General features: G+C 73.2%; 6 protein-coding genes and 1 pseudogene. 4 read left to right on the forward strand and 3 right to left on the reverse strand.

All coding sequences use genetic code 11. From position 1 onward, the window contains the following. Positions 1-973, reverse strand: a pseudogene (locus ACFE67_RS13155) (hypothetical protein); the annotation flags it as partial. Positions 974-1,239: 266 nt separating this feature from the next. On the opposite strand from ACFE67_RS13155, the gene ACFE67_RS13160 reads away from it, so the two are divergent. From ACFE67_RS13160 to ACFE67_RS13175, 4 genes are all read left to right on the forward strand, one after another. Continuing rightward, positions 1,240-1,386, forward strand: coding sequence for a hypothetical protein (locus ACFE67_RS13160; protein WP_375407330.1), 147 nt, complete (start codon positions 1,240-1,242; stop codon positions 1,384-1,386). A 294-nt stretch (positions 1,387-1,680) separates the two neighbouring features. Beyond that, a complete protein-coding gene (locus ACFE67_RS13165; protein WP_375407331.1) occupies positions 1,681-4,818 on the forward strand; it encodes an FtsX-like permease family protein in 3,138 nt (1,045 codons plus the stop codon). After that, positions 4,815-5,666, forward strand: coding sequence for an ABC transporter ATP-binding protein (locus tag ACFE67_RS13170; RefSeq protein ID WP_375407332.1), 852 nt, complete (start codon positions 4,815-4,817; stop codon positions 5,664-5,666). Before ACFE67_RS13165 ends, ACFE67_RS13170 begins: the two co-directional genes overlap by 4 nt. Then, positions 5,663-6,349 (forward strand): ABC transporter ATP-binding protein, encoded by a 687-nt coding sequence (locus tag ACFE67_RS13175; protein ID WP_375407333.1) that lies wholly within the window; start codon positions 5,663-5,665, stop codon positions 6,347-6,349. The genes ACFE67_RS13170 and ACFE67_RS13175 overlap by 4 nt, the downstream gene beginning before the upstream one ends. Before the next feature lie 10 nt (positions 6,350-6,359). Here the strand turns inward: ACFE67_RS13175 and ACFE67_RS13180 are convergent, their stop codons facing one another. Continuing rightward, positions 6,360-6,587, reverse strand: a complete 228-nt coding sequence (locus tag ACFE67_RS13180) for a hypothetical protein (RefSeq protein WP_375407334.1) — start codon at positions 6,585-6,587, stop codon at positions 6,360-6,362. A 69-nt stretch (positions 6,588-6,656) separates the two neighbouring features. Continuing rightward, positions 6,657-6,960, reverse strand: a 304-nt coding sequence (locus tag ACFE67_RS13185; RefSeq protein ID WP_375407335.1) for a type II toxin-antitoxin system VapC family toxin, incomplete at its 5' end; no start/stop codon positions are given.

Consider the following 6,960-nt stretch of genomic DNA (forward strand, 5'->3'; position numbering starts at 1 on the left):
CCTCGGCGAGGGTGACGCCGAGGTTCGCCACCTGGTCGGCGGACAACCGCGTGCCCGAGAGGCGGTCACGAAGGCTGAGGCCGCGGACCAGCTCCATGACGAGGTACACCTGAGCGAACTCGGGATCGATCAGCACGACGCCGGCATCGAAGATCGCCGCGAGGCCGTGATGCTGCTGCGAGGCCAGCAGGCGGGCTTCCGACTCCTGGACGCGAAGACCCGCCCGATCCTTGACGTGCGAGGTGAACATCTTGATGGCGACGTCCCTGCCGAGCAGCTGATCGCGGCCTCGGTAGACCCGCGCGAGGCCCCCGACTCCCAGCAGGGCTCCGACCTCGTACCGCTCGCGGAGCAGCATGGGGACTGCAGGAACGTCGTCCCGCCTCAATTCGCGGGCCGGGGCCCGTGACCCCATCCGCTCCGATCGGAGGCGGTCGAGCAGGATGCGCTGCACGACCGCGATGATCCAGTCGTAGGGGTCGTCCCCGTCCTGCTCGAAGTACCCGGGAGCAGCGAGGAGGATCTCGGCGAACACCTGGGTGACGAACTCGTCGGATTCGCTGAGATGCGGCAGCAGCACCCGGATCAGGCCGTGGACGCGCGGGACCATCCGTCGCCGGAGCTCGTCGAACGCCCACCGATCGCCGTCGACGACCTGCGTCATCATGCGTCGGGAGATGACCGGTTCCTGGTCGTCGGGGGTCGCGCTCGACGGCGGACCGCCGACGGAGAGCGCCCGCCCGAGCAGCGTCCCCGATGCAGCGACCTCGGGCCCGACATCGGCCGATCTCGACTCGGCGGAGGTGTCATCGCGTCCGCGTTGCGGCATGAGTCCCCGGTTCGCCATCAGGTCGGCCGTCACCGGGTCCTGGGCGACGCGATGACGGTACCACCGGGTGCGCTTCCGCACACGACGACCTGAGCGGGTACTGGGCCGATCGAGCCCGATCCTCGGGTCGAGGTCATCGCTCACCGAGCTGACGCACCGGTGGGCACCCCGAATCGACCGGATGCACTCCCCGTGCCGGCCGTCGTACCCGCGCGGGAGGAGGGGCGGCTGAACGCCGTCGAGCGTCCGTCGCGCTCGCACCCGGCCGGGCGCCCGACGAGGCCGTCGCGCTCGCGGTGCTGCGGCATGCGCGCCCGGGAGTCCGACTCCCACCCCGGGCGTCAACGGACATTCCGGGCGTCCGCGGACGCCCGGAATGTCCGAAAGCGCCCGCGGTCGGTCGGGGATTCGTGCACCAGGATCTCGACCTCACGGTCGGTCTGCTCGTGCGGCTTCCCGGCGAGCAGCAGATTGCGGCCGGTCGGCGACGCCTCGTCAGCAAGGTCCGCGACGTCATCTGCGCGCAGCGTCGCGTCGATCTGATCGCCGCGAGGTAGGTCGTGTTCGCTCGCTGACGGAGCCCAGCAGCGGAAGGTGGCGATACCGTGAGCGCGCGGTCATGAACGGGTGCGGGTTCGTGCTCGCAAGCGGGGGAGAGGCGTCGTGATGCTGCGCACGCGGATGAAGGACGCTGATGCCGGCCGCGATTTCGGACTTGTCCGTCGGTGCCGCCCCGACGGTGCCCGCGTCGTGATCGCCGGCAGGCCGGTCGGCGAGGTCGCCCGGTCGACCGCGCTGGCGGATGCTCCCGACGATCTGGATCGCCGACCGCCATCACCCCATCGGCCGTCGTGCGCCTGCTGAGTCTCGCGTTCCGCGGGCTGTGGTGGCGACGCACCACCTCGGTCGCGCTCCTGGTGGTCGCCGCCTTCACCACGATCGCCGCGGCTGCCGGCCCGATGTACGCGTCGGCCGCGAACGACGCGGTGCTGCAGCGGGCGCTGCGGGTCGCGCCGGTCGGTTCGGCGGGCACGGGCATCCAGGTGATCGCCGCACAGACGGGGACGCCGTCCACGACGGCGCTGCGGGCGGCGGTCGACGGTTCGTTCACCGGCACCGCCCGCGCCGCCTACCCGGCCGCGGTGCTGCAGCTCTCGATCACGCAGCGGGGGGTCCTCGATCGCACCCGGAAGCCGACGCAGGTCGCGCTCGCGAGCCGTGACGGGCTCTGCCGCCAGGTGCGGGTGGTCACCGGCGACTGCCTCGACGCCGCCGATCGCACGGGATTGGTGGTCGATGTCGAGACGGCGCGGACCCGCGGGCTGCGGGTCGGCGACACGCTCACGGCGACCGACCCGCGGGGCGGCGCTGCTCCGGACGTGCGGTTCCGGCTGCGTGGGATCGTCGAGCGGCGCGTTCCGTCGGGGTCCTACTGGTTCGGCGACCCCGGCGGTTCGGACACCGGAGCGGGCACCACGATCCGCGCGTGGGTCCCGGAGGCGTACTTCGCCACGGTGAAGGCCGAAGCGAGTGACGGAGTGCTGGCCACGGCGGACCTCCCACTCGTGCCGAGTGCCGTCCACCTGCGCGACCTCGACGCGTTCCGCGCCGGCGTGAACAGCGCCGCGACGAGCATCCAGACCGATGGCCCGGGTCGGCCGACGGTGACGACCGGCGTGGACGGGATCGTCACCGGCGGCGTCGCCGGTGGTGCCCGGCTGGCGCTGCCGATCGCGGTCGTCGTGATCGAGCTGCTCGTGCTCGGCTGGTACCTGCTGCACACGCTGGTCGGCGGTGCGGCGGAGGCGCGGGGCGCCGAGGTGGCGCTCGGGAAGCTGCGCGGGCTCACCCCGGGGGCCACGCTGGTGTTCACCCTGCTCGAGCCGGTGATCCTGCTCGTCGCCGCGATCCCGCTCGGGGTGCTCGGTGCGTCGGCGGCGGTGCGCGGCCTCGCCCCGTCGGCGATCGGGACGGATGCGCAGATCGTCCTCGGGTGGTCGGCCTGGGCTGCTGCTGCCGTCGCAGCCGCGGGAGGCCTCGTCGCGGCCGGAGCGGCGAGCGTCGCCGTGATCCGCCGGCCGGTGCTCGAGCAATGGCGTCGCACCACCCGCCGTCCCACGCGCAGGGCTGCGGTGCTCGAGGTCCTCGTCGTGGTCCTGGCCGTCGCGGGGGTGGCGCAGCTGCGGCTGTCGGGAGCGTTGGCGGGGGGCAGCAGCAGCGGGATCGCGCTGCTCGCGCCGGCCCTGCTGATCATCGCGGGTGCGCTGGTGGCGAGCCGGCTGGTCGCACCCGTCGCTCGTCTCGCGTTCCGAGCGACGCGCGCGTCGGGTGCGGTGGCGACGTTCGTCAGCGTCCGCCAGCTCGCGCGGCGGCCCTCCGGGCGTCGGACGTTCGGTGTGCTCGCCGTCGCAGTCGCGATGGTCACCTTCGGGATCAGCAGCGCCTCGGTCTTCGCGGAGAACCGGCACGACCGCGCGCTCGTCGACACCGGATCGCCGACGGTCCTGCACGTGGTCCGCGATGCGCGCACCGAGAGCCGCGTCCGCGCCGTCGACGGCGGGTCCCACCGGCTGACCGCCGTCGCCGAGGCACCGACGGACGTGTCCTCCACGACCGGCGTGTTCGACGCCAGGTCCAGCGCGAGCGCGTCGCCCGCGATCCTGGTCGTCGACCCGGCCGTGTTCGGGTCGATCGCGTACTGGCGCAGCGACTTCGGGTCCGCGTCGCTTGCCCGTCTCCTCCGACCGCTCATGACCGACCCACCGGTCACGCCCCGGGTCGTGGGCACGTCGCTGAGGGTCGACATCAGCGCATCTTCGGTGCCGGAGGGGCTGACGCTCGCCGCCGATCTCACCGACGCGCGGGGCGAGCCGGTGACCGGAGGGTTCGGCGCATTGACGGCAGGGACCCGCACGTACTCCAGCCGCGTGCCCTCCTGCGCCGGGGGCTGCCGGTTGAGGAGGATCTACGTCACCCGGCCCATCGACGAGCTCGCGCCGCTCGTCACCGCATTCACCGTCCGCGACATCCGGATGTCCGGCGGCGCAGCACCCTCGGTGACTCCCGCGCCGGCCGATGTGGACTGGTCACCGCTGAACCCCACCCCCGCGTCCCAGATCGGTGCGGCGGAGTCGGTGCAGGAGGGTGCGAACGGCCTGCGCGTGACGATCGCGGTCAGCGGGCAACCGGGCGAGGACGTCCCCGGGTTCGGCATCGCGGCCGGAGCCGTGTCGCAGCAGCCCGCCCTGCTCGCCGCGCGGCTCGTGGCCGGCGATCGGTCCGCCGGTGTGACGGTGAACTCCCCGGGCGGGGAAGAGTTCGCCATCGCCCCGACGGGCCGCGTCGAGGTGGTCCCGCGGGTCGGCGACGCCGGCGTCGTGCTCGCCCGCGACTGGGTCGAGGCCGCATCCCCCTCCGGCTACTCGGCGCTGATCCCCGATCAGATCTGGCTCGCTGCGGACGCTCCCGCGGATACGGTGCAGCGTCTGCGGCGTGCGGGGGTTGTCGTCACCGGGGTCGACCGGGCGGTCGACCGGGCCGCCGAGCTCGCCGCGCAGGGCCCCTCCTTCTCCACCGCCCTGTCGGTCGCCGGCGGCGCGGTCGCCGTCCTGCTGGCGGCAGCGACCACGGTGCTGAGCCTCGCGCTGCTCGCCCGTCGGCGGATCTTCGAGCTGTCGGCGATGCGCGCGCTCGGGGTCCGCACGAGGCGACTGGTCGCCTCCGTCGTCATCGAGCAGGCCCTGCTGATCGTGGCCGCGACCGCGACCGGGGTGCTGCTCGGGGTCGCCAGCGCCGCGCTGGCGCTGCCGGCGCTCCCGGCGTACATCGACGATCCGGCGTTCCCGCCCTTCGTCGTCCACCAGCCGGTGGGCTCCGTCCTGGTCGTCGCCCTCGCCGTCGTCGTGCTGCTCGCGGCGGCCGTGACGGTGGCCGCGGTGGTGCTCGCGCGGGCGGCCTCCCCGTCGCGGCTGCGGGAGGCGGAGGGATGACCGTCGTCGTGAGCGTGCAGCAGGCGGTGTGCATCCACCGCTCACCCGCGAGCGAGGTCGTCGCACTCCGCGGGGCCGACCTGACCGTGGAAGAAGGAGAGCTGGTCGCGCTCATCGGGCCGTCCGGCTCCGGGAAGTCGACCCTGATGGCCATGCTCGGCGGCCTGCTCCGGCCGAGTGCGGGACGGGTCGAGGTGCTCGGGCAGGACATCGGGCGCCTGTCGGAGCGGCAACTGCTCTCCTTCCGGAACCGCGACGTCGGCATGCTGATGCAGGGGCCGGAGCGCAACCTCCTGCCGTACGCGACGGTGCAGGCCAACCTCGACCTCGCGCAGCTGAGTGCGCGCGAGTCCCGTCGGGACCGCCGGCGGCGCGCGGGCGAGCTGCTCGACGCGGTCGGCCTGCCGGACGCCGGCAGCCGGGCGGTCCGGACCCTGTCCGGCGGCGAGCAGCAGCGGGTGGCACTGGCTGCGGCGATGGCGGGCGGCCCGCGGCTGCTGCTGGCCGACGAACCCACCAGCCAACTCGACCACGCGAACGGTGTCCGGATCGCGGAGCTGCTGCGCGAGACGAGGGACCGGTGGGGGACGACGGTCGTGGTCGTCACGCACGACGCCGAGCTCGGCGACTCCATGGAGCGCAGCCTCGCGATGCGCGACGGGCGGATCGGGACGGAGGGCCGCCGCGGTGAACGCCTCGCCGTCATCGGCCGCGACGGCACGCTGCAACTGCCGCCGGATCTGCTCGAGCAGTTCCCACCGGGAGGACGCGCGCGCGTCGTGCGCCGCGCGGACCACGTGGAGCTGCACCCGGTTCCGCCCGACCCGCGGGAAGCGGGCACGCCATGACCGCGGGGCTCCGGCTGGTCGCGGAGGGCATCGAGGTGCGCCGCGCGGGCGCCACCGTGCTCGACGGGGTGTCCGTCGACATCGGTGCCGGGTCGATGGTCGCCCTCACCGGTCCATCAGGATCCGGGAAGACGACGCTGCTCACCGTGCTCGCTGCGCTGGAGCGGGCCGACGGCGGTACCGTGCGCTACGACGGCAGCCCCGTGACCCCCGGCACCCGAGGTCCATGGGTCGGCAGGGTCCAGGTCGCCCACCAGGCGTTCGGGCTGCTCTCGCTGCTCTCCTCCGCCGAGAACGTCGAGCTGGCGCTGCAGACCCTTCCCCGCGATCGACGGCCCGACCGCAGGGGCGTGCGGGCGGCAGCCCTGGAGGCACTCGGAGCCGTGGGGCTCGTCGCCCGCGCGGACCACCTCGTCGAAGAGCTGTCCGGCGGCGAGCAGCAACGCGTCGCACTCGCCCGGGCGATGGTCACCGCACCGCAGCTGCTGTTCGCCGATGAACCCACCGCCCAGCTCGACGCAGCCAACCGCGAGTCGATCATCGCCCTCCTCCGGACCACCGCCCGCGGCGGGACCACCGTCGTGGTCGCCACGCACGACCCCGACCTGACCGGCGTGTGCGACACCGTCATCCCGCTCTCCGACGGTCACCTCACCTCCGAGCGCGACGTGCATCGTCGGTAGCGGCGTGGCCTCAGCGCCGAACGCCCCGCAGTTGCGTTCGTACGAGATGTGTCACGACGGTGATACCGACGGCGATGAGCACGAGACCGACGGCGATCGCTCCGATCAGCTCGCTCTCGATTTCGACTCGCTCGCCCAGTTCGCCGGTGATGGTGAACGGATCTCGGAGCGATATCGCGGCGACGACCGTGACGGCGACGCCAAGCAGCGCCGTGAGGCCGGCGAGCATCAGGATCACCGTCCGCCGGTCGCTCATCGGTTCGGGCACAGCCACCGGGGAAGCCTTACATGTCCTCCACCTCCCCGGTCAGTCGAGCTCGTCCGGATACACGATGTCGATCTCCGAGATCGACTGCGGGAAGTCCTCGCGGTTGTTCGTGAGGAACCGGTCAGCCCCGGCTGCGACAGCCGTTCCAAGATGAGCCGCGTCGGCAGCACGGAGCCGGTACGACGACGCCAGCGCCAGCGCCAGACGGGCGGTCGCGATATCGAGCGAGCGCAGGTCGAGTCTGGCGAGCAGGCCGACCAGCGCAGCGGTCTCAGGGGAAGTGGGGTCGACCCGCATCGGCTTCGCCAGCACCTCCGCGAGCAGCAGCACCGACCCCACGCCG

Origin of the sequence: uncultured Amnibacterium sp., assembly GCF_964244015.1 — a bacterium.
Lineage (GTDB): Bacteria > Actinomycetota > Actinomycetes > Actinomycetales > Microbacteriaceae > Amnibacterium.